Origin of the sequence: Pseudomonas entomophila (assembly GCF_013523165.1) — a bacterium.
In the GTDB taxonomy this organism is placed as follows: domain Bacteria; phylum Pseudomonadota; class Gammaproteobacteria; order Pseudomonadales; family Pseudomonadaceae; genus Aquipseudomonas; species Aquipseudomonas entomophila_A.
Map to the genome: position 1 here is coordinate 1 of NZ_JAAMQI010000070.1, position 313 is coordinate 313.

Annotated in this window: 1 protein-coding gene; it reads right to left on the reverse strand. The window is 54.6% G+C overall.

The features are described from left to right. Positions 1-313: IS110 family transposase (locus tag G7Z99_RS19690; protein ID WP_181096828.1), on the reverse strand; the 313-nt coding region annotated here is incomplete at both ends.

Consider the following 313-nt stretch of genomic DNA (forward strand, 5'->3'; position numbering starts at 1 on the left):
GCGTCTGGACGAGCATCGCGCGCCTGCGAAACAGGCTGACAAGGTCGCGATAGAGCGTCGAAGGCGGGATCCAGGGGCTAAGGTTGGCGCCTTCGTTCTTGAGGTACCGGGCCAGTACCCTTGCATCGATCGGGTCAGTCTTGGCGCGTGAACCAATACCTTTTCGGTAGTGACTCAGGGCATAACCATCCATCAAGTAAAGGGTATGTCCTGCTTCATGGACCATATCGGTAAACAGCAGGTGATAGACATTGGTGGCCTCGACTGCAATCGAGACCTTGCCGTGTAATGCCTTGATCCATTGTTTAATGGC